The following is a 21,853-nucleotide window of genomic DNA, read 5'->3' on the forward strand; positions in this document are numbered from 1 at the left end:
AGATTTTAGTACCAGCGTTTCTTTTTCTTTTTGGAAGCTTCACTTTTACGTCCTTTTTTATGTTTGCTTTTTCCGGGCGTTCGGTGGATTTCTTTTTTAGCTTTTGGGTCTAACGGATAGGGATGGTCTTCAATAACATCCAATTGCAATTGGATAAGTTGCTGAATGGTTTGTACATAGGTTTTTTCATCGGCAGAACAAAACGAATAAGCCGTTCCCAATTTTCCGGCTCTGGCGGTTCTACCAATACGGTGCACATAAGTTTCGGGTACGTTGGGTAAATCGAAATTAACCACCGCATCCAATTCATTAATATCAATACCACGTGCCGCAACATCGGTGGCAATTAAAATATTTACGTTATTGCTTTTGAAGTTTTTTAAAGCGTCTTCCCTTAAATTCTGGCTTTTATCACCATGTAAACTATCTACTTTATAACCGTTTTTCTTTAGTGTTTGTTCCAGTTTTTCTACACCAAATTTGGTACGTCTAAAAATAAGGATACTGCCTTTAATGGTGTTTCTTAGTAAGTGTAAACACAATTCCATTTTATTGCGTTTCGGTACATAATACAACACCTGATTCACGTTTTTTGACGTAGATGAATTTTGCGCCACCTCCACACGTTCCGGTGCATTCAAAATCGTGTTTGCCAATTGTTCTACTTTAAAAGGAATGGTTGCCGAAAACAATAAAATATTCTTTTCATGCATGCAAAGGCGTTCAATTTTTTTCACATCATCAATAAAACCCATGTCCAGCATCAAATCGGCTTCATCCAAAACCAAGGTTTCAATATAATCAAGGTTTACAACATCTTGTTTGTGCAAATCGAGCAATCGCCCCGGGGTTGCAATTAAAATATCAACCCCTTTTCTAATAACATCTATTTGAGGTTCTATAGAAGCACCACCAAAAACAACCGTTGTTCTTAAGTTGGTATAAGTGCTGTATTTTTTGAAATTTTCATTTATTTGAATGGCTAATTCACGTGTGGGACTTACTATCAACGCTCTGATTTTTTTACTTTTTTTAGTGGCATCTTGCTTATCGAACAACATTTGTAAAATAGGCAATGCAAAAGCAGCGGTTTTACCGGTACCAGTTTGGGCAGACACAATCACGTCTTTTTTTGCCAAAACTAAAGGAATGGTTTTTTCTTGTACCAAAGTTGGGTTGTCGTAACCTGCCTCGGCAACGGCTCTTAAAATAGGTCTGTTAAGTTGTAAGTCTTTAAATGACATGAATTATAATTTGCTACAAAGATACATAAAAGTTAATCGGGTAATTTTCACCCGTTGTGTGTAATTTGAAAGTTTATTATGAAACTATTTTTTCATGTTAAATATATGTCAATTGATTGCATTATGTCAGTCTGAGCTTGTCGAAGACTTTTAAAATGGCACTTCGACAAGCTCAGTGTGACATCGAACACCCATTTGGCAAAGAAAAATAAATACAAACAAAGGGTTCTTTTTGGACCTAACATTTTCTAATTTTACAATCAAATAATAAGAAGCGCAATTACCTATGGTACAATACAACCCCAAAGATTGGATTACCTTTATTTTTAGATTTCACAAGTCGGATACATTTAGGAAATTGTTTCCTTTGATGATATTCATCGGTATTTATACCTACGGCGTAGGCTATTTGGAACTTGAATATTGGAAACTTTCTGAGAAAAACCATTTGTCAAACATTACGGTTATGCACGGTATGTTGGGGTTTGTAATTTCCTTATTGTTGGTTTTTAGAACCAATACGGCTTACGACCGATGGTGGGAAGGCAGAAAATTATGGGGTGCATTGGTAAACAACAGCCGAAATTTAGCCATAAAACTGCATGTTATTTTAAAAGATGAACACGATAGAAGCTATTTTGAAAAGCTAATACCAAGTTATGCTTCTATTTTGGTGAAACATTTAACCAACAAAGAAACCAGCTTGCAACTTTTTGATGATGTCCATTTACAGATAGACAAACACACACACCACCCAAACCAAGTGGCTAAAATGATTTTCCAAAAGGTGAACGATTTATACGAACAGAAAAAAATTACGGGCGACCAGCTTATTATATTAAATGCCGAAATACAATCGTTTACCGATATTTGTGGCGCTTGCGAACGTATTAAAAACACACCCATTCCGTATTCGTACAGTGCGTTTATTAAAAAATTCATCTTTTTTTACATCATGACCCTGCCTTTTGGCTACGTGTTTAGCTTAGGCTATTATGCCGTACCCGTGGTGGTTTTTGTTTTTTATGTATTGGCAAGTTTAGAATTAATTGCCGAAGAAATTGAAGACCCTTTTGGTTTTGATGCCAACGATTTGCCCATTGAAAAAATAGCAGCAAATATTAAAAAACATGTGGAGGAGGTGTTTTGATAGGGCATAAAATATAACTTGTTATAGGTGTTAAATTTTTTGTTAGTTTTAGATTCCAACCTGCCTAATCCAATCTCTAATTAATGTCCCTATACGTGCTAAATCTTGTTCAGATAAGTCGCCACTATGCATGATTACATTTCGAGACCTTTCAAGAGTTTTTATAATTTGTTGTGCCCATTCTAAGGATATAATATGTGGTTCGAAATATACCCAATTATCTCCACGCATTATTGTTATTAAATCTCCAAACTCGGTGTAGTTTATAAATTTATCTCCTCGTTGGGTATGCCATCGGATTTTATCTTCTTCTTCTTTTCTCGATTCCGCTTTTTCTCTAACCTTATTGGGTACACATTCTTCCCACCATTCCGCACCTTTTTCTTCAACAAGTTTTTGAGTTACAAATTCTCTAATACTATTTTCAAAAGCACAAATTGCCGTATATACAAAAGACATTTTTTTAGAATTAGCCACATATTCTTCTGGTAATTCATTTATACAAAGAAGATTGTTAATTTGATCCTCATCAACTTTACTAAATGATTTTTTATCTTTTGCTTGTGTGCTTTCTAAGGCTTGTTTTGTTAGAATTCCTTTAAAAACAAAAGAATATAGAGGGTCAGAGATCATAATAAATGCTCTTTTAATGATTTGAAAATAGCGTCGAAAACAGCTATGTCTTTTGTTTCTGGAAGATGAATTTGAATGTTATAATGCATTTCCGTGGTTATTTGTTTATTAATAATTTCTCCGATTTGTTTTGGATTATCGTATTTTGGTTCTTCCTCAGTTTGATATTCCTGAGAGTCAATTTTAGAAAGTGAAGTGTTTGAGAAATCAGCCAAATTAGATAAATCTTTAAAAGTATTTGCCATTAAATCAAGAACTTTGTCAGTTTTTCTACCTTGGAAAATAGTTTTCATTTTGTTTTTGACTTCACTCTTTGTCATTTTTTGAGCGTTTTTATTAAGCTGAAACAAATCGGAATATGCATCTTTAATACATTCTCCTAGGACTTTTTTTGTTCTTGTCTGATCTATAAATGCAAAATAAGTTTCTGTTGGTACCCCATTTCCATCAAGTAAGCCTAAATCTTTAAATAACTTTAGGTAAAGACGGTCATTCGTACTTTTATATCCCAATTGCTCTATAAATGCGGTTGTAAATTTATCAGGAGCCTGAGCATTTACTACGCTATCGATTATAGAATTAAGATTTTTAGTTGTAATTAAATAGCTTTCTATCAATGACATATTTTTATATTTAAATTCGTGGAAATGTTTGAATAAACTTTTGAAATAGTTTTATTTACGAATTTAGATGTTTTTTCTGATTATTCAAACTGAAAATTCATCACAGTACCAACAACCCATTATCCCGTAAAACATTCATAGGTTTCGAAAACCAAAACAATTCAAAATCTTCAAATTGGGTTTCAAAATCTTTTTTTAATTCTGAAAAGGAGGGAAGTTGGTTGTTGTTTATGTTTAAAGCGTCTAATTGGTTTAAAAACCAGCTGCCTTTATCTTTATCTAAAGTAATATCAAACGTATCGGTTGTGGTATGAAAGGTGAGTTTTAGCGAATAAAATGTATTGCCTTTTTTCGATTTAGATTGTTCGGTTACTAAAGGTTTGGTGCCCAACCACATAATTTTTGCGGTGGGTTTTATGTTGAAATTGGTTTCGGTTTCTAAACACTGGTAGATAAAATCGGGATTGATCGTGGTTTTTGGTATTTTAAAATCGAACCAATCCTGCAACGGCATGTCGAAGCCAATACCGTGCATAAAATTGAAAAGTGATTTTTTTAACCCGAAACTAAATTGGCTGTGGTCTATACCTGTGGTATCGGTAAAGTCCACATCGTTATTGGCAAAGGTGATGTTTTTTGTGTTGGGAATGATGTGATAATCAGCCGGATTTAACCCTATTGGGCTATGCGCCGTTAATGCAAACTGGTGCCAAAACCCCGATTGCAACACGCCAATTTCGAATAACTGACGCACCATTTCCAAACTATCCACCGTTTCTTGTATGGTTTGCGTGGGGTAGCCATACATTAAATAGGCATGCACCATCATGTTGGCTTCGGTAAAATTGCGGGTTACTTGCGCCACTTGTGCTACGGTAACGCCTTTGTCTATGAGTTTTAATAAGCGGTCCGAAGCCACTTCCAAACCACCAGAAACCGCAATACAACCCGATGCTTTTAGCAACAAACATAAATCTTTGGTGAAGTTTTTTTCAAACCGGATGTTAGTCCACCAAGTAACGGTCAATTTCCGTTTGATGATTTCCAGGGCCAAGGCTTTCATAAGGGCAGGAGGTGCTGCTTCATCTACAAAATGGAAGCCGGTTTCCCCAGTTTGTTCTATAAGTTGTACCATACGGTCTACCAATAATTTGGCAGCAATGGGTTCGTAAATTTTAATGTAGTCTAGAGAAATATCGCAAAAAGTACATTTTCCCCAATAGCAACCGTGTGCCATGGTGAGTTTGTTCCAACGGCCATCGCTCCATAAACTGTGCATGGGGTTGGCAATTTCAATAACCGAAATGTAGTCTTTCAACAATAAATCGGAATAATCGGGGGTGCCAATATCTGCTTGTTTGTAGTCTGGTTTGGTGCTGTTGTTTTTGTAAACGACTGCGCCGTTTTCTAATATAAAAGTGCGCTTGTACTCCCCTCCTTTGGAGGGGTTGGGGGAGGATAATAATTCGATGGGTAATTCACCATCATCTAAGGTGATAAAGTCAAAAAATTCGAATACCCTAACATCGGTTACGGACCGTAATTCAGTATTTGGAAAACCGCCACCCATGGCTACTTTTATGTTTGGGTAGTTGGTTTTTATGTGTTGCGCACAACGAAAAGCACTGTATAAATTCCCTGGAAATGGTACTGAAAAACATACCAATTTGGGTTGGATGCTTTTTAGTTTGCCATCTAGGATTTTTAAGGTGATGTCGTCTATAAAAGTGGGCTCGTCTTGTAAATGTGCATAGAGTTCATCAAACGCATTGGCACTTTGCCCCAAGCGTTCGGCATAACGACTGAAACCAAAATTGGGATCGATGCATTCAATGATAAAATCGGATAAATCTTCTAGATACAAGGTGGCCAAATGTTTTGCCTTGTCTTGCATGCCCATGGAACCGAATGCCCAGTCTAAATCGTCTAACTGGTTGAAACGGGAAGCACGGGGTAAAAAATTATCAGTGCAAATTTGTCTGGCAAGTGTTGGTTTTTTGCCTTGAAGAAAGGCGATAATATCTTCTAACGGTTGTAAATAGGCATGTTTTAAAGCGTAAATGCGTTGGCAATTTTCTGACTGGATGCTGTTGTTTTCAAAAGCAATTTCGAAAAGGTCTTGAAAGGTGTCTTTTTTGAAAAGTTCTAAAATGACTTCAATGCCCAAATCGGATTGAAATGCACTAATGTTTTTGGTATTTAAAAAACCTTTTAGGTATGCCGTTGCAGGATACGGTGTGTTTAATTGCGTAAACGGTGGCGTGATGAGTAAAAGGTCTTTCAAAATGTGGTATTAAAATATATGGCAAATATAATTGAAAACTTGTACTTGTAGCATTCAATATCGCGCAAAGGCGCAAAGCCGCGAAGAATCTAAGTTGCAAAGTTTCAATGTTGAAAAGTTGATAGTGAAAATTCTTGAAGTTACCGTTTTGGTTGAAATTGGTTTTTTAGTTTTCCTAACACCTAACACCTAACACCTAACACCTAACACCTAACACCTAACACCTAACACCTAACACCTAACACCTAACACCTAACACCTAACTCCTAATCGTTCTCTCACTATTTAAAATTTCAGCAACCGCTTGCAAGTATGCTTTTTTATTGCCTGCTTTTTTGATTTTTTTATAGGTTTTTTGCGGATTGGAAAAGGACTGCGAAAAGTATTCCCAGAAGCCCAACATTTTCATTTTAATAGGGGTTGGTCCAGAAAGTGCCGCATCGTATTGTTGGTAGATGGTATCGTGAAATTCGCTAAAAATTTGCCAGCGGTTTTGGGGGTATTCGGTAGTATTGTTTTTAATCATGCTGGGTAAAAACGGGTCTGCTATGAGTCCGCGACCAATCATGAAATGGTTGATGCTTGGGAAACGCTCCTGCATCTCTTGAAACTTGGTAACCGAAGTGATATCACCATTATAATACAGTTTGTGTTTGGTGCTTTCCACACATTTTTGAAAGGCTTCTAAATTAACGCCGCCTTTGTACAGTTGCTTGCCAATACGTGCATGTATGGCGATGTTTTTAAGCGGATAGTTATCAAGAATGGGGAATACATCTAAAATTTCTTCAGGGTTTTCGTAACCCATGCGCATTTTCATGGACACGACAACGTCGGTTTCGTTATGTGCGCGTTCCAAAATGTGATTTATTTTTTCGGGGTTGCATATTAGTCCGGAGCCCATGCCTTGTTTGGTAACCATGGGGTAAGGACAGCCCAAATTCCAGTTAAGTTCTTTATAGCCCAATTCCTGAATGTATTTAACAACGAATAAAAACTCGTCGGCATCATTCGTCATGACTTGCGGAATAACTTCTAATGTGGCATTGTTTTCGGGGTTTAAATCGCGTTGGTACGACGACTTTATAACCATTTTACCATCTAACCGAATGTAGGGTGCGTAAAAGGTATCGATGCCACCAAAAAAATGATGGAAGGCGTTGCGAAACCTAAAATCGGTAAAACCCTGCAACGGGGAAGAAAGTAATGTGATGGCCATTTGAAAATTGTGTTGTGCAAATATAGGGGGGAAATATGAATTACGAATTACGAATTGTGAATTACGAATTCGCTGTTAATGGCTATTTTATATACTCACTTAATTTATCTCTTTTGTATTGAGGAAGTGCATCGATATTTATTGCTAATTTTAGGTGGTCTTGATTTCTGTTTTCAGAAAAAAGCAATTTATGAAACTGCGCTGTGGTTAAGCTGTTTTTTGCTTTTTCTATAAGTTGGAAATGGTCGCCTGTTTTTACGAAGCCTTCTTCTAAAATACGAACGTAGGTACCGGGGCAACCGTGTTTAACAAATTGTTTTAAAACTCTTTGTGTGCCGAATTTTACCCCAAATTTATAACAAGGTTCTCGCGGTTGGGTTATTTGTACCAATGCCGAACCTAGTTTGTAAATATCACCTATATGAATTTTTGTTTCATCTAAATCTTTTACGGTTAGGTTTTCGCCAAACATGCCCCAATTCCAATCTAAATTCGGGTATAGGTTTTTCCAGTAGGCATAATGGTTTTCTGAAAACAAATAACATGCTTTAAACTCGCCACCGTGGTTTTCTCTATCTGAAACTTCATCACCCTTAACGGTTTCTTTACCTAAATAAATAGGTTGGTTTGTGGGCGTTTTGTAGATGCCTGTAATAACTGTTTCGCCATCAAAAATAATGGTGGTAGGTTTTGCTATGTTGGTGGATATGACTTGCATGGATTAAAAATAATAAAAATAGGCTGTCTGAAAAGTGCAAAAATTTTATTTGTCAGGTTGAGCTTGTCGAAACCGATATTGATCATCGGTAAATTGAAATATTTCGACAAGCTCAATATGGCATAGAACTACACTTTTCAGACAGCCTCTTCGTATAAAATGTAAAAATTAGCCTTTAATTAACCGATAGGAGTTCTACATCAAAAATTAATACAGAACCACCAGGAATGGTATAATAATCATCATTTCCATAACCTAAATGCGCAGGAATTAACAATATACCACTGCCGCCTTCTTTAAAATAGGTGATCCCTTCGGTCCACCCTTTTATAACCTGTTTTAAGTTCGTTGTGTATCCTTCAGTATTTTCATCAAACACATTACCATTTAAAAAATAACCTTTATATGCAATGGTTACATTACTAGAGGTGGTAGGTTGTGCGCCTGTGCCCGGAGTATCGATAACATAATATAAACCCGAGCTGCTTTTTTGGGCTGTTAAATTGTTTTCAGCAATATACGCTTGAATTTGTTCATCGTTTTTAACTACATAATCTACCGTTTCATCTTTGCTACAAGCTGTAAATAGCACTAGAGCAACGGTTAATAATAAAATGTTTTTCATATTTTTTTTAGCAAATATAATTTAATCCATTTATGCAAAAGCATATTTGTCTACCTTTTTAAAGCTAAGTATTCTGTTTCCGTTCTCATCGTAAAAATATAGATTTAGTTTGTCTCTTTGGTAGCTTACTACATTGTTTAATGCTTCATTATATGTATCGGGAATATTCATATCAAAACACATTTTTCTGGTTGAAGCTATGGCGCCAAATATTATGTTTTCTGAAGTTATATCTTTAATATCGCCTGTGTAATTATTGCACCCGTCGTTACCAAACACTCTCATTTCTGTAAGGTTTATTTCTAAACTTGGTGCTTTTTCTGTTGAAGTAATGGCTTCTTCATTAATATGTGTCACTACCCAAATATCATGCAACGCTATTTTTGTGTCCTGTTTTTTTTCAAGAACTTCAATAAGTTTGTATGAGATGGAAGACGCATCAGCAGGTATGTTTTTTTGTTCTTTAGGAGTTTCTGAAACTTTAATTTTTTGATAGTAACCGGGTTCAAAAGTAAATCCGTCTATAGGGGCATAAAAATAAGTCCATTGTGCTTGTTCTAAATCATCACCTTTAAAAACTTGTAGGCATTGTGTTTTTCCGGCACCTGAATCGCATTTTTTTTTGGTACTATTTACCCAATACGTATTTGATTTTGTAGATGAACAAGACGTGTTTAAAATAGCTAAAAGTATGATGGCGGTAATTGGTTTTAAAATTGACATAGTTTCTTTTTTGTATTGATTTTTTTATGAATTTCAAAGGTCTTGCCAATTTTATAGTTTTTAAGTTAAAGAAATGTTATTATATGATTTTATATTTTAGGCCATAAAAAAACCACTTTGTTTTTGCAAAGTGGTTTTGGTTTTTATAAAATACTGAAACTATTTCAGTTTTGAACTGTTTATAAATCTAAACAGTCTAAAAATCTATTTAATCATCTCGTAACTACGTTTGATGAACTTGGTAAGTTCTTCACCTTTTAGCAAGCCTTGAGATAAACGCGCTAAATCTAAACTTTGGTTAATTAAACGCTCTTGTTTGGCTTTTGTTTTGGTTTCTAAAATCTCACCAACCAATTTAGAGTTTGTGTTCACTACCAAGTTGTACATTTCTGGCATATTGCCAAACATATTCATACCACCACCAGTTGCTTGCATTTCTTTCATACGGCGCATAAATTCTGGTTGTGTGATAATGAATGGTGACGCATCACTATCCATAGATTCTAATTGTACCATGAATTTTTCAGAAGGAATCACTTCTTTTAAAAGCGTTTCAAGTTCAGTTTTTTGTTCATCGGTCAATTTAGAAATTTTGGTTTCTTCCTTCTTGATTAAATTATCAATATGGTCGCCATCAACACGAGCAAAAGAGATGTTTTCTTTAGAAGTCTCTAGTTTTTGGATTAAATGTGATACAATGGGCGAATCCAACAACAGTACCTCATAACCTTTTGCTTTAGCTGTTTCAATGTAGGCGTGTTGCGCATCTTTGTTAGAAGCATATAAAATAACAAGCTTATCATCTTTATCAGTTTGGTTTGCTTTTATCTTATTGTATAATTCATCGTAAGTATAATGGGTGCCATCTACGGTTGGGTACAGTGCAAAATCACCTGCTCTTTCAAAGAATTTTTCTTCAGAAAGCATACCGTATTCAATCACAATTTTAATATCGTTCCATTTAGCTTCAAAATCTTCACGGTTATTATTGAATAACGATTTTAATTTATCGGCCACTTTTCTGGTGATGTAAGATGAAATCTTTTTAACCGCACCATCAGCTTGTAAATAACTACGTGATACGTTTAATGGAATGTCTGGAGAATCGATAACACCACGAAGCATGGTTAAAAACTCAGGAACAATGCCTTCCACGTTATCGGTAACATAAACTTGATTTTGGTACAGTTGGATTTTATCTTTTTGTATTTGCATGTCGTTAGACAATTTTGGGAAATACAAAATACCAGTTAAGTTGAACGGATAATCTACGTTTAGGTGGATGTTAAATAAAGGCTCTTCAAATTGCATTGGGTACAACTCGCGGTAGAAGTCTTTATAATCTTTGTCTTCTAAATCTGCTGGCTGTTTTGTCCAAGCAGGAGTAGGGTTGTTGATGATGTTATCAACTGTGATTTTACGATGAGGTTCTTTAGTTTCCTTACCGTCTTTATCTTTAATCGTTGCAGGTTCGTGCTCTGGGTCGTTAATTTCTTTGGTTCCAAATTTAATAGGAATAGGCATGAATTTGTTATATTTTAATAACAGTTCTCTAATTCTGCTTTCTTCTAAAAATTCGGTAGAATCATCTGCAATGTGAAGGATGATTTCAGTACCTCTATCTTCTTTAGTACCTTCTTCCAAGGTAAATTCCGGAGACCCATCACAAGACCAATGTGCAGCTGGTGCTCCTGTATGAGATTTGGTTATAATCTCTACTTTTTCGGCTACCATGAATGCTGAATAGAAACCAAGACCAAAATGTCCAATAATACCAGAATCTTTAGCAGAATCTTTATACTTATCTAAAAACTCTTCAGCTCCAGAAAAAGCAACTTGGTTTATGTATTTTTCTACTTCTTCAGCAGTCATACCTAAACCTTGGTCAATAACATGAAGTTTTTTGCCTTCTTTATCAATCTTAACCTCAATTTGTGGATTGCCGTATTCTGATTTAGACTCTCCAATACTTGTAAGATGCTTTAGTTTTAAAGTGGCATCTGTACCGTTACTAATAAGCTCACGCAAAAATATTTCGTGGTCGCTATACAAGAATTTTTTAATGAGTGGAAAAATATTTTCTACCGATACATTAATACTTCCTTTTGTCATAATATAATTGTTTTAATTTTTCATTCCTTCAGAAGAAGGGAATCTGATTAATTTATAGTTTTAATTTACTACCAAGTGAATAGTCAAAAAAAGTACCAAGAGTGAAAAGGTGACAAACTGACACGACTTTTTTATAAAAAAAAAGTAAATACCAAATGTTATAAATATCAAATTTCAATTGCTGAGAATTTAATTGTTCTATTGGAATTTGGAATTTATGTTTTCTTTTTGGGATTTATATTTTGGTTATTGGAATTTTGTTTGAGTTGTTGTACTTTGTGTGTATAAATTAAGAAAGAAATGTACAATTCAAAAATAATAGGATTAGGCAAATATGTGCCAGATAATGTGGTGACAAATGATGATTTATCTAAAATAATGGATACCAATGATGCTTGGATACAAGAACGAACTGGTATTAAAGAAAGACGATGGATAAAAGAAGGCACCGATGATACTTCCGCAATTATGGGAGCAAAAGCTGCAAAAATAGCCATTGAACGCTCCGGATTGACTAAAGATGATATCGATTTTATTGTATTTGCCACCTTAAGTCCCGATTTTTATTTCCCAGGTTGTGGGGTGCAAATTCAAGATTTGTTAGATATGCGAACCGTTGGAGCTTTAGATGTTAGAAACCAATGTTCGGGTTTTGTGTATGCCATATCGGTGGCAGACCAGTTTATAAAAACCGGCATGTATAAAAATATTTTGGTTATAGGTGCTGAATACCACAGTAACGGATTGGATAAAACAACACGAGGCCGTGGGGTAACGGTTATTTTTGGAGATGGAGCAGGGGCTTGCGTGTTAACTAGAGAAGAAGATAATACCAAAGGCATATTGTCCACCCACTTACATAGTGAAGGTAAATATGCCGATAAGTTAATTGTGGCATCACCTAGTATTGCCCATTGGGTACCCGAAATAATAGAAGCAGGAGAAGAAGACTTATCATATTTCCCATATATGGATGGTACTTTTGTATTTAAGCATGCCGTAGTGCGCTTTAGTGAAGTTATTGTTGAAGGTTTACAAAAAAACGGACTTCAAAAAGAAGATATTGATATGTTGATTCCGCATCAAGCTAATTTACGAATAGCCCAATATATTCAAAGTAAATTTAAATTAAGGGACGATCAAGTTTTTAATAATATTATGAAATATGGAAATACCACGGCAGCTTCCGTAATTATTGCGCTTACTGAAGCGTGGGAAGAAGGCAAAATAAAAGCAGGTGACAACGTAGTGTTGGCTGCTTTTGGTAGCGGTTTTACATGGGGAAGTGCCATTATTAAATGGGCTTAATGCCTGCAATATAAATCTCAATATTTGCTGGAATAAATTTTTTAAATAAAACGAACCTTTTAAAATACGAAAAGCCCGGAACAAAGAGTTTCGGGCTTTTCTAGCTATTAATCAACTTCAACTAACACTTAACTATTGAAGAATCTATAATATAAGACGTATAACATTAAAAAACATTGCGCTTAATTTTATATTTAACTCATTTTTAACATTTTACATAAAAAAAATCTAGTTATCTGTTATTGGTAATAATTCAATTTTTATGTCAGATTGAGACTTTCAACTGCGCTCAAGATAAACTAAAGTCGAGACCTTATTATTGCTCAAGTTCATTGAATAACCTCTCGATTCGCGAGCTTCCTTCAGCCAAAACACGTTTTGTCTTCGGCAATGCTCGAGGTGACATCAGATATTAGTAGTTATGAAGAAATCAAAAAAAAATAAACTCGAACAGAGACATTCGAGTTTATTATTATTTATACAAATCTTTATAGCGAAACTTTTTATGTGAAGGTGACTAACTCTTTAAATAATTATTCTTTCGTTGGCTAGATTGTATGCTATTATAACGTATTGTTTTTGAGTATATTGTATGAATAAAATTTTTTTATTAACATTTTTAATGAATGGATACTAAAAGGCGAAAACCCAAAATTTTTCAACTTTGGGTTTTCTTATTTAACAACCTAACATCACACTAACCATCCATTATAATGTAGGGTATTAAAAATGAGTTTTATATAAAGCCACCGCTGCCACTTTTTTCGTTGTCATCACGTTGTTTTCTACTTAAAGCGCGGTATTTGTTGCCTCCAAATCTATAGTTAAATCCAATACGCCATTGGTTGCTTTCCCAATTAAACTCTCCAACCGATGGGTAAGGTCTGTCACCGTCAAAAGCAAATCTCATGGTATTCAATATGTCATTATAACTAAAGCTAAAAGTGGCTTGTTCGTTTAAAAAAGTGTAGCGTAAACCAGTGTTAACCATGGTCATTGTTTTTCTCTTAAACTGCAGGCCTTCATCGGGACCTCTAAACATACCAAATAACGAGAGGCTTAATTTTTCGGTCACTGTAAAATTATTACTCATTCTTACATTAAAAACAGCATTATCAACTTCTACGTTTTCATTGTCAACAACGCCTTTAACGGTTTTAAGAAAATATTCGGTACTGGCGTTAAAACTCCACCATTTCAGGGGTTTGTAGTTGCTTGATGCTTCAAATCCGTAGGCAGAATTATTGTCGAAATTATCATAGGTAAGGATGAACCTATCTCCGTTGGGGTCTTGTGGGTCGTAATACACAGCTCTACTAATTTCGTCTTCAATAGTTCTATAAAAACCACCTGCAGTAATGCTTCCGCCCTTTATTTGTTTGGTGTAATTCAATTCGTAGGAGTTGGTGAATTGTTGTACCAACTCGGGGTTTCCAACCGATGTAATTCTTGGGGTGCTCCATTCTCTAATGGGGTTTATTTGTTCCAGTCCAGGGCGATCTACGCGTCTGCTAAAGCTTAATTGTACGGTGCCTTTTTCAGAAGTTTTATAGCTTAAAAAGGTAGATGGGTAGATGCTGAATTTTTCATCGGTAAAGGTTGCATCGGCTTGTGTGTCTTGTTTAAAATCTGCCTGCACATCATATTGTTCTATTCTAGCGCCTACTTGATATGACCATTTATTTAGGGTTTTTCCAAAAGTGGCGTAGAAGGAATAAATACTTCTTTCATATACATAATCTGAATTGTATAAAAAGGTGCTGGTAGTATTGTAAAAGTTTTTAGAAATGTTGTTTCTGTACTCCAGACCCAATTCTAATTTAGCTTCGTTCTTTAAAGGATTTTCATAGTCTAAATTTACAATGATGTTTTCTCTATTGTTTTTTACTAAATCTATATACGAAGGCGCCGTGTTAAATTTAAAACTAGCATTTTCATCACTGTTAAACACACTGTAATCGGCTTCTAATAGTATTTTATGGCCTTCTTTGTTAAAGTCGTGCGTAAAGGATGCATTGTAAGTTTCCGTGTTATTTCCGTAATCGCTAAAATTATCTTGTCTAAAATCCGGTTGGTTTTGTAACAAGAAAATTACGCTGGCCATATTGTTGCTTTTTCCGTTGTATAGGTTTTGGTTGGTATACACTGAAAATGTGTTTTTTTCATTAATGTAATAGTCTACACCTATTTTGTAAAGATGCGATTTGTTTGAATCTAATCCGTAAAATAATTGTTTTGTGTCATCATCTAAACGGTTTACAAATCCAAAGTTTCTGCCTTTACCTATATTATTCCCGTAGTTGCCATAGAAATTAAATTTTCCGTTGCGGTAATTCATATCTATAGAACTGTTAAAATTGGCATTTACTTCCTGGGCTAAACCAACATTAAAACTACCATTAAACCCAATATTGGCGTTTTTATGCAGTACAATGTTAATGATGCCACTCATGCCTTCGGGATTGTATTTTGCAGAAGGATTGGTGATCAATTCAACACTTTTTATAGAGGTAGATGGAATTTGTTTTAATAATTGGGCAGCAGGAACATTAGTAGGTTTACCATCAACTAGCACACGTACATTTTCATTACCTCTTAAACTAATAGCACCACTTTGGCTATCTACGTTAACAGAAGGTAGGTTGTTCATAATTTCTGAAGCGGTAGCACCAATGGTGGTTAAGTCTTTGCCAATGGTAATTACTTTTCTATCTATTTTTTGTTGAATGGTTGAAGTTTCGGCCACTACAGTAACTTCGTCTAAACTTTCAGCAGATTCCTCTAGAAATATATTTCCTAAGTTTATATTGTAATTGTTTTTAGAAATCGAAACTTCTTTTCTTAAAGTTTTGTAACCTATAAACTGAATGCTTACTATAATTTTGCCTTCTTCAATTTTTTCAATGTTAAAAGTGCCATCTTCAGATGTAATACCTCCTGTTAAAACTTCATCTTTACCATTTTTTATTATGATATTTACATACGGTAAGGGTTGCTTTAGAGTGGCGTCTAATACTTTTCCGGATATGGTACCGGTTTTATCGTCGGGTGATTTTGGATTGGTTGCATGGGTTGTGTTAATTATTGAAAACAATAAAGCACACGCAATAAAGAGATTTTTCATTTTTGATTGATTGTTTTTTGATTGATTATATAGGAGACGAAAGAATTTGTATTATGTTACCGTTTTTTATAAATTATTAACATTTTTTAACATTATGAATAAAAAAACATTGGTACTTGGGGCATCTTTAAACCCACGTAGATATTCAAATTTTGTAATTCAAAAATTGGTGAATCATAAGATTGAAACGGTGGCTGTGGGTTTAAAAGAAGGTGAAGTTGCAGGTGTACCTATTCATACAGACATGTTTCTTTTTAAAGATGTACATACGGTAACATTGTATCTGAATGCTAAAAACCAAAAGGAGTATTACGATTATATCGTTTCATTAAATCCGAAGCGCGTTATTTTTAATCCTGGAACTGAAAACCCTGAGTTTTACAGAATTTTAAGGGAAAATAACATTCCTTTTGAATCTGCTTGTTCTTTGGTGTTACTTTCTACGAACCAATATTAACCCTAAAAAGGTTAAAATACCGTTTACAACTAACAACTCATACCCAAATTTATAGTCTCCTAAATATTCCGAAGGAATTTTAGCAATGATATAGCAAATACCAACAGATGCTATGGCAACATAGGGTACTAACTTATCATTGATTTTAAATTTTGTTAGAATACCAAAGGCAAATAGTCCTAATAACGGCCCATAGGTATATCCTGCAACCGTTAAAATACCACTTATTACATTTTGATTTAATACGTAATAGAAACAAATTATTACTAAAATCATTAATACACTCATGCCAATATGTACTTTTTTGCGCGTATTCTTTTGAGTGCTTAATTCGCGTTTTTCAATATTTAAAAAATCTATACAAAACGATGTTGTTAATGCGGTAAGTGCACTATCTGCACTGCTATATGCGGCCGCAATAAGGCCTAACATAAAAAATATAGCAACCGATAATCCTAAATCTGAGTTTAAAGCTATTTCTGGATAAAGCAAATCGGTTTTAACTGCACCATCTACAACAGGTACTTCAATGCCTTTTGTATTGGCATAAACAAACAATAAGGCTCCTAATAGTAAAAATATAAAGTTTACAAAAACCAAAACAATACTAAAAGTAACCATGTTTTTTTGTGCGTCTTTTAACGATCTGCAGGTTAGGTTTTTTTGCATCATATCTTGGTCTAAACCAGTCATACAAATGGCAATAAACATACCGCCAATAAACTGTTTAAGAAAATGATTTTTAGCCAAAATATCATCAAAAAAGAATATTTTATCGTATTCCTTGATAGCTTCACTTCCTATAAAATCGCCTAAACCCCAACCCATTTGTTGGTAGATTAGTACTATGGTAACTACTAATGCTATTAACATTAGTAGTGTTTGTATGGTGTCTGTCCACACTACAGTTTTAATACCCCCTTTAAATGTATATGCTAAAATGAGTGCTACTGAAATAACAACCGTAATTGGGAAAGGAAAATTCCAATGTTTAAATACAAATTCATGTAAAACACTTGCAACTAAAAACAACCTGAAAGCAGACCCTAATACACGAGAAATAAAGAAGAAAGCAGCCCCTGTTTTATGACTAACTATACCAAACCTGTCTCCTAAATATTCATATATAGACGTAACATTTAACCGATAATACACTGGCATAAGTACAAAGGCAATAACCATATAACCTAGCAAGTAACCAAAAACCACCTGCATATAACCAAACATATTACTGCCAACATCACCTGGAACCGAAATAAAAGTAACTCCAGATAACGAAGCCCCAATCATTCCAAAAGCTACCAAAAACCAAGGAGATGATTTGTTGCCTTTAAAAAAGGAATCGTTATTATCTTCTTTACCCGTTAGGTATGAAACAAACATTAAAATTCCAAAATAAATTATAATAAGTATTAAAACGTGTATAGGTTGCATAGTTTTTATGAATGAAGCCGAAATATACAAATAATGATTTTCAAAATTATCATACATATGGAAACAAACATTTATTGTAATTTCGCAGTTATGGAATTTTCATCAAAACTACTTGAACGTGCCGTTAACGAAATGTCGCAATTACCAGGAATTGGTAAACGCACGGCATTGCGTTTGGTATTGCACCTGCTTAAACAACCAAAAGAGCAAACAACAGCATTATCGGAAGCCTTGCAAACTATGCGGAATGATATCAAGTTTTGTAAGTCATGCCATAACATTAGCGATGTGAATTTATGCGAAATTTGCTCAAACCCAAACAGAGATGAATCGTTGGTTTGCGTAGTGGAAGATATCCGCGATGTGATGGCTATTGAAAATACCAGTTCCTTTAAAGGTCTGTATCATGTTTTAGGCGGGAAAATTTCACCAATGGATGGTGTAGGCCCTCACGATTTGAATATTCAATCTTTAGTAGATAAAGTAAAGGAAGGTAAAATAAAAGAACTCATATTCGCATTAAGTTCTACTATGGAAGGCGATACTACCAATTTTTATATTTTTAAGCAAATTCAGGATTATAAGGTGTTTACATCTACCATTGCCAGAGGTATTTCGGTGGGTGATGAATTGGAATATGCCGATGAAATAACTTTAGGCAGAAGTATTATTAATCGCGTACCGTTTGAATCTTCCTTAAAACATTAACCATCGTTTGAAGTTATCCGTTGTCATACTAAACTATAATGTGAGATACTTTTTGGAACTCTGTTTAAAAAGTGTGCAAGCAGCAATCACAACCATAGATGCAGAAATTATTGTGGTCGATAATAATTCTAAAGATGCTAGTTGCCAAATGGTTAAAGATTTGTTTCCTGAAGTGGTACTTATAGAAAACAAAGAGAATTTTGGTTTTTCAAAAGGAAACAACATAGGTGTTTCTCAAGCTAAAGGCGAGTTTTTGTGCATTCTAAATCCAGATACGGTTGTTGCAGAAGATACCTTTACGTCTATTTTGAAATTTGCCGAAAATACCGCTAATTTAGGAATTGTAGGGTGTAAACTCATAGATGGCGTGGGTGCATTTTTGCCAGAAAGTAAACGGAACATTCCATATGTAAATACAGCATTTAAAAAAATATTAGGAAACTCAAAATCCTATTATGCCAATCATTTAAATGAAAATGAAACAGGAAAAGTCGATATTTTTGTAGGTGCCTTTATGTGGATGAAACGCGATTTATATACTAAAGTAAACGGATTTGATGAAGATTATTTTATGTATGGTGAAGATATTGATTTGTCTTATAAAGTGTTGAAGGCAGGATTTGATAACTATTATTTCGGTGAAACAACAATCATTCATTATAAAGGAGAAAGTACTTTAAAGGATAAACATTATGCGCGTCGTTTTTATGGAGCCATGCAAATATTCTATAAAAAACATTTCAAAAAGAATATATTGTTCGATATGTTTGTTTGGTTTGGTATCAGAATTGTTTTCCTGTTTAGAAAATCATCCGTAAATAAAAAAAAGCATGTAAGCGGTTACGTTTTTATTTCAGATAAAATCAATAGTAAATTACAAGCTGCTTTATCAAAGAAAATAAGTTTACAATCCCATATAGAAAACCTAGAAAATGCCACCGAACTTATTTTTGATGGCAATATATTAAGCTATAAAAGCATTATAAGTATGATGGAAGGGGTTGATAAAAACAAATCGATTACTTACAAGATATTACCAAAAAACGCTAATTTTATACTTGGAAGCGATCATGCTATAAGTAGAGGTGAGGTTTTAAATTTAAACTAGTTTGTTGTAAATAATTTAAAGAAATCAATGTTTTTTAATTAATTTTGCAACCATAAATAAAAAAAGAAGTATTACGTTATTGATATGGCAAAGTTTGAACTAAAATTACCCAAAATGGGAGAAAGTGTTGCAGAAGCAACTATAACATCTTGGTTAAAAGAGGTTGGAGATACTATAGAACTTGATGAAGCAGTATTGGAAATCGCAACCGACAAAGTAGATAGCGAGGTGCCAAGTGAAGTAGACGGTATTTTAATTGAGAAATTTTTTAATGTAGATGATGTTGTTCAAGTAGGGCAAACCATTGGTATTATTCAAACAGATGGTGATGATGAAAATACAGATGAAACCTTAGAAACCACATCAAATGAAGCTTCTGAAGAAAAAGAAGAAGAGAAAGCAGCTGAATTTGTGAGTCAATCTATTGCTGCAGCCCAAGAAGCAGTGGCGCCTGTAGTTTCAAGTGAAGATCGTTTTTATTCTCCGTTGGTTAAAAATATAGCAAAAGAAGAAGGTATTTCGCAGCAAGAACTCGATACCATTGTTGGTTCAGGCATCGATAATAGAGTTACTAAAAACGATATTTTAAATTACCTCCAAAACAAAAATGGTCATGAAGCAGCACCTGTTTCAAAAGTAGAAACTCCAGTTGTTAAAAGCGTTCAACCAGAAAAACAAAAACCAGCCCCAACACCAACACCAACAGTGGTTAGTGGTGAAGACGAAATTATTGAAATGACCAGAATGGGCAAACTTATTGCGCATCACATGGTAGAGTCCGTTCAAACATCGGCGCATGTACAAAGTTTTATTGAGGCCGATGTAACTAAAATCTGGAATTGGAGAAATAAAGTTAAAGATGCTTTTCAGAAACGCGAAGGCGAGAATTTAACCTTTACACCCATTTTTATGGAAGCGGTTGCCAAAGCATTGCGCGATTACCCGATGATGAACATTTCGTTACAAGGCGATACCATTGTTAAAAAGAAAAACATCAATTTAGGAATGGCCGCCTCACTTGCCGATGGTAATTTAATTGTACCTGTTATTAAAAATGCAGATCAACTTAATTTGGTAGGAATGACGAAGCAGGTAAACGATTTGGCAAATCGCGCCAGAGCAAATCAATTAAAACCAGACGATATACAAGGTGGTACCTACACGGTTACCAACGTAGGAACTTTTGGTAGCATCATGGGAACACCTATTATCAATCAACCACAAGTTGGCATTTTGGCATTGGGTGCCATTCGAAAAGTACCAGCGGTTATTGAAACCAGCGAAGGCGATTTTATAGGCATTCGTTATCGCATGTTCTTATCGCATTCTTACGACCATCGTGTTGTAAATGGCGCATTAGGTGGTCAATTTGTAAAAGCAGTTAAAGATTACTTAGAAGCTTGGGATAGTAATAGGGAAATATAATTCCTGCGTAGGCAGGAATCTCATCAAATAAATGTTAAAAGATAAATCCAACCTTTAAAACTGTTGGATTTTCTTATTTTTGTAGATGTCATTTTTAAATCTAAAAATTATAACACGACAATGCGTATTAAAACCGAGGTTGCATTAAACTTTTTAAAGGTAATTATCTTGTTTTTGTTTGTTTTAAACTTATCGGTTGTTTATGCACAACGTGATACAATTTATGTAGATGAAAACGGTAAAAGTATTTCAAAAAAAGTATTTGCCAATAAAATGAACTCTTCCATTTATTACGGTATGAGATATAGTGGAGACAGTTTGGTATTGCAGGAAATAAATTACAGGTATCGTTTTGGACAATTGATGCCAATTCCGAAAAGCCAATTATTTAAACTTTTAAATAAAAGACACGGAATAGATACAACTAAAACTTTAGTAATTCATTATATTGATACTTTACTCGCAAAGTCTAAATTCCCAAAGCATAATAAAATTGTTAGTTACGATAGTTTGGGTCATGAAATTAAAAATCCTATTAAATCTCATAGGATATCAGACGGTGTGGTTTTCGATTTGAATAATTTAAGAAAAGTTGCTAAACATGTTCATGTTCAAAATCATAGGAGCTTCATAAAATCATACAAATCATGTGTCCGAAAATTTAAAAAACTTAAAAATGACAACGTTCTTTTTCATTTTTATAATTATAATGAAGGGCATCCTAATGAGGTAAAACAAGTAAAATGGTATCAAGATCATGGAGGTTTATTGAAAAAAATGTTCGTTCAAGGCAAAAACCAATTTAATTCATTAATTATAAAACCATCTGGAGAGTTCTTTGTGGAGTATAAGGAAAGCTATAAAATACAATATTATATTTTGGAATCAGAAGGATGGGATAAGATAAAAAATGATTTTGAAACACAATACAGTGGATTAAATAATATAGATATTTAAA

18 protein-coding genes are annotated in these 21,853 nt (G+C 34.3%); 7 read left to right on the forward strand and 11 right to left on the reverse strand.

Annotated features, from left to right (window positions below; translation table 11 throughout):
- Nucleotides 1–5: 5 nt before the first annotated feature.
- Nucleotides 6–1,244: a DEAD/DEAH box helicase gene (locus tag J8H85_RS14955; RefSeq protein WP_209656017.1), complete on the reverse strand. Its 1,239-nt coding sequence runs from the start codon at nucleotides 1,242–1,244 to the stop codon at nucleotides 6–8.
- Nucleotides 1,245–1,530: 286 nt separating this feature from the next.
- Here J8H85_RS14955 and J8H85_RS14960 point away from each other — a divergent pair, with 286 nt between their 5' ends.
- Entirely contained in the window at nucleotides 1,531–2,394 is an 864-nt protein-coding gene (locus tag J8H85_RS14960) for a bestrophin family protein (protein WP_209656018.1), read from the forward strand.
- 48 nt (nucleotides 2,395–2,442) lie between these two features.
- Here J8H85_RS14960 and J8H85_RS14965 read toward each other — a convergent pair whose 3' ends face one another.
- The 8 genes from J8H85_RS14965 to htpG form a co-directional block, all read right to left on the reverse strand.
- Nucleotides 2,443–3,027, reverse strand: coding sequence for a Swt1 family HEPN domain-containing protein (locus J8H85_RS14965; protein WP_209656019.1), 585 nt, complete (start codon nucleotides 3,025–3,027; stop codon nucleotides 2,443–2,445).
- On the reverse strand, nucleotides 3,024–3,650 hold the full coding sequence (locus tag J8H85_RS14970) for a DUF5343 domain-containing protein (RefSeq protein WP_209656020.1): 627 nt from the start codon (nucleotides 3,648–3,650) through the stop codon (nucleotides 3,024–3,026). Before J8H85_RS14970 ends, J8H85_RS14965 begins: the two co-directional genes overlap by 4 nt.
- 100 nt (nucleotides 3,651–3,750) lie before the next feature.
- Entirely contained in the window at nucleotides 3,751–5,934 is a 2,184-nt protein-coding gene (locus J8H85_RS14975; protein ID WP_209656021.1) for a B12-binding domain-containing radical SAM protein, read from the reverse strand.
- A gap of 259 nt (nucleotides 5,935–6,193) precedes the next feature.
- Entirely contained in the window at nucleotides 6,194–7,153 is a 960-nt protein-coding gene (locus J8H85_RS14980; RefSeq protein WP_209656022.1) for a tRNA dihydrouridine synthase, read from the reverse strand.
- Between the two features lie 82 nt (nucleotides 7,154–7,235).
- On the reverse strand, nucleotides 7,236–7,871 hold the full coding sequence (locus tag J8H85_RS14985) for an MOSC domain-containing protein (RefSeq protein ID WP_209656023.1): 636 nt from the start codon (nucleotides 7,869–7,871) through the stop codon (nucleotides 7,236–7,238).
- A 175-nt stretch (nucleotides 7,872–8,046) separates the two neighbouring features.
- The gene (locus J8H85_RS14990) at nucleotides 8,047–8,496 is read right to left on the reverse strand and encodes an FKBP-type peptidyl-prolyl cis-trans isomerase (RefSeq protein ID WP_209656024.1); all 450 of its coding nucleotides are present in this window, start codon (nucleotides 8,494–8,496) and stop codon (nucleotides 8,047–8,049) included.
- 30 nt (nucleotides 8,497–8,526) lie between these two features.
- The gene (locus J8H85_RS14995) at nucleotides 8,527–9,219 is read right to left on the reverse strand and encodes a DUF4377 domain-containing protein (protein ID WP_209656025.1); all 693 of its coding nucleotides are present in this window, start codon (nucleotides 9,217–9,219) and stop codon (nucleotides 8,527–8,529) included.
- A 204-nt stretch (nucleotides 9,220–9,423) separates the two neighbouring features.
- Nucleotides 9,424–11,331 (reverse strand): molecular chaperone HtpG, encoded by a 1,908-nt coding sequence (gene htpG, locus J8H85_RS15000; RefSeq protein ID WP_209656026.1) that lies wholly within the window; start codon nucleotides 11,329–11,331, stop codon nucleotides 9,424–9,426.
- A gap of 300 nt (nucleotides 11,332–11,631) precedes the next feature.
- Between htpG and J8H85_RS15005 the strand changes: the two genes are divergently transcribed.
- Nucleotides 11,632–12,639, forward strand: a complete 1,008-nt coding sequence (locus J8H85_RS15005) for a 3-oxoacyl-ACP synthase III family protein (RefSeq protein WP_209656027.1) — start codon at nucleotides 11,632–11,634, stop codon at nucleotides 12,637–12,639.
- 736 nt (nucleotides 12,640–13,375) lie between these two features.
- On the opposite strand, the gene J8H85_RS15010 is transcribed toward J8H85_RS15005, so the two are convergent.
- A complete protein-coding gene (locus J8H85_RS15010) occupies nucleotides 13,376–15,763 on the reverse strand; it encodes a TonB-dependent receptor domain-containing protein (protein WP_209656028.1) in 2,388 nt (795 codons plus the stop codon).
- 94 nt (nucleotides 15,764–15,857) lie between these two features.
- Between J8H85_RS15010 and J8H85_RS15015 the strand changes: the two genes are divergently transcribed.
- A complete protein-coding gene (locus J8H85_RS15015; RefSeq protein WP_209656029.1) occupies nucleotides 15,858–16,220 on the forward strand; it encodes a CoA-binding protein in 363 nt (120 codons plus the stop codon).
- Here the strand turns inward: J8H85_RS15015 and J8H85_RS15020 are convergent.
- Nucleotides 16,197–17,654 carry a sodium:solute symporter gene (locus J8H85_RS15020; protein ID WP_209656030.1) on the reverse strand — a complete coding sequence of 486 codons (1,458 nt, stop codon included), beginning with the start codon at nucleotides 17,652–17,654 and terminating at the stop codon, nucleotides 16,197–16,199. The two genes, J8H85_RS15015 and J8H85_RS15020, sit on opposite strands and share 24 nt — an antisense overlap.
- A gap of 90 nt (nucleotides 17,655–17,744) precedes the next feature.
- Here J8H85_RS15020 and recR point away from each other — a divergent pair, with 90 nt between their 5' ends.
- From recR to J8H85_RS15040, 4 genes are all read left to right on the forward strand, one after another.
- A complete protein-coding gene (gene recR, locus J8H85_RS15025) occupies nucleotides 17,745–18,362 on the forward strand; it encodes a recombination mediator RecR (protein ID WP_209656039.1) in 618 nt (205 codons plus the stop codon).
- A 7-nt stretch (nucleotides 18,363–18,369) separates the two neighbouring features.
- Nucleotides 18,370–19,470, forward strand: coding sequence for a glycosyltransferase family 2 protein (locus J8H85_RS15030; RefSeq protein WP_209656031.1), 1,101 nt, complete (start codon nucleotides 18,370–18,372; stop codon nucleotides 19,468–19,470).
- An 84-nt stretch (nucleotides 19,471–19,554) separates the two neighbouring features.
- Nucleotides 19,555–20,895 carry a dihydrolipoamide acetyltransferase family protein gene (locus J8H85_RS15035; protein WP_209656032.1) on the forward strand — a complete coding sequence of 447 codons (1,341 nt, stop codon included), beginning with the start codon at nucleotides 19,555–19,557 and terminating at the stop codon, nucleotides 20,893–20,895.
- A gap of 120 nt (nucleotides 20,896–21,015) precedes the next feature.
- Nucleotides 21,016–21,852 (forward strand): hypothetical protein, encoded by an 837-nt coding sequence (locus tag J8H85_RS15040; RefSeq protein WP_209656033.1) that lies wholly within the window; start codon nucleotides 21,016–21,018, stop codon nucleotides 21,850–21,852.
- Nucleotide 21,853: the final 1 nt, after the last annotated feature.

Source organism: Mariniflexile gromovii, assembly GCF_017814435.1.
In the GTDB taxonomy this organism is placed as follows: Bacteria; Bacteroidota; Bacteroidia; order Flavobacteriales; family Flavobacteriaceae; genus Mariniflexile; species Mariniflexile gromovii.